General features: G+C 69.6%; 1 pseudogene. It reads right to left on the bottom strand.

The features are described 5' to 3' along the window. Nucleotides 1-1,976: pseudogene (locus AC1D15_RS29375) on the bottom strand (heme utilization protein); the annotation flags it as partial.

The following is a 1,976-nucleotide window of genomic DNA, read 5'->3' as shown; positions in this document are numbered from 1 at the left end:
GCCACTTGCGCGGTCGTCAGGGCGGCGAACTGGTCGCTGGTCAGCGCRCCGAGCTGGTCGGARTTSAGCTGGCGCAGCGCSGYSGTGCTGATSGCACGCAGGTCGGCGGATTCGAGGTTCGGGAKCTGGTCGGTGGTCAGCGCGGCGACCTGGGCGGTSGTCAGYGCGGCGWACTGGSCGGTGCTCAGCGCGCGCAGGTCATCGGATTGCAGGCCGGCGATCTGSGTCGGCGTCAGCGCGGCGACYTGSGCGGTSGACAGCGCGRCGAACTGSKYGGTSKTCAGCGCGTTCAGGTCGTCGGTGAYCAGGTTSGMSAGCTGGGCGGTCGTCAGCGCGGCGACYTGCGAGGTCGTCAGCTGGSCCATCTGGTCGGAGGTCAGCGCATCGACCTGGGCGGTCGTCCAGTTGCGGATCGCGGCGGTGCTCAGCGCACGCAGGTCGGCCGATTCCAGGTGCGGGATCTGGTCGGTCGTCAGCGACGCGGCTTGTGTGGTCGACAGGATCGCGAACTGGCTGGTGCTCAGTGCGTTCAGGTCGTCCGAGGCCAGCGACGACAGCTGCGTCGTCGTCAGCGCGGCCACTTGCGCGGTCGTCAGCGACGCGATCTGGTCGGAGGTGAGGGCGGCGAACTGGTCGCTGTTCAGGCCACGGATGCCGGCGGTGCTGATGGCACGCAGGTCGGCCGATTCGATGTTCGGGATCTGGTCGCTGGTCAGTGCGCCGACCTGCGTGGTCGACAGCGCGGCGTACTGTGCCGTCGTCAGTGCGCGCAGGTCATCGGACTGCAGGCCGGCGATCTGCGAGGCCGTCAGCGATGCGACCTGGGCGGTCGACAGCGCGACGAAGTCGGCGGTGTTCAGCGCGTTCAGGTCTTCCGTCGTCAGGTGCGAGACCTGGTTCGTCGTCATGGCGGCGACCTGTGCGGTCGACAGCGCGCCCATGTGATCGGAGTTCAGCGCGGCCAGCTGGTCGCTGTTCAGCGCGCGGATCGCCGCGGTGCTGAGGGCGCGCAGATCCTGCGTCTCCAGGTTCGACATCTGCGTCGTCGTGATGGCGGCCGCCTGGGCGGTGGTCATCGCGGCGAACTGCGCGGTGGTCAGCGCGTTCAGGTTGCTGGTGTTCAGGCCGTCGACCTGCGGCGTCGAGGTCAGCGCGGCGACCTGGGCGGTCGTCAGCTGGGCCATCTGGTCGGAGGTCAGCGCATTGATCTGGTCGGTGTTCAGCGCGCGGATCGCGGCGGTGCTGAGCGCGCGCAGGTCGGCCGATTCGAGGTTCGGGATCTGGTCGGTCGTCAGGGCAGCGGCCTGGGCCGAGTTCATCGCGGCGTATTGCGCGGTGCTCAGCGCACGCAGGTCATCGGACTGCAGGCCGGCGATCTGGGTGGCGGTCAGCGAGGCGACCTGGGCGGTGGACAGCGCGGCGAACTGCGCGGTATTCATCGCGTTCAGGTCGTCGGTCGTCAGGTTGGTCAGCTGGGCGGTCGTGAGGCCCGCCACTTGCGCGGTCGTCAACTGGCCCATCTGGTCGGAGGTCAGCGCRTCGACCTGGGCGGTGGTCCAGTTGCGCAGCGCGGCGGTGCTCAGCGYGCGCAGGTCGGCCGATTCGAGGTGCGGAATCTGGTCGGTGGTCAGCGCGGCGGTCTGCGCGCTCGACATCGCGCTGAACTGCGCGGTGCTCAGCGCGTTCAGGTCGTCCGAGGCCAGCGAGGCCACCTGCGTGGTCGTCAGCGCGGCCACCTGCGTGGTCGTCAGCGACGCGATCTGGTCGGAGGTCAGCGCCGCGAACTGGTCGCTGTTGAGGCCGCGGATGCCGGCGGTGCTGATCGCACGCAGGTCCGAGGACTCGATGTTGGGCATCTGGTCGCTGGTCAGCGCGGCGACCTGGGCGGTGGTCAGCGCGGCGTACTGGCCGGTGGTCAGCGCGCGCAGGTCATCGGATTGCAGGCCGGCGATCTGCGTCGGCGTCAGCGCGGCGAC

This window comes from Rhizobacter sp. P2_H2 (genome assembly GCF_056403375.1).
Note: the sequence above shows the minus strand (reverse complement) of the source record. Positions and strands in the feature narration are given on the sequence as shown.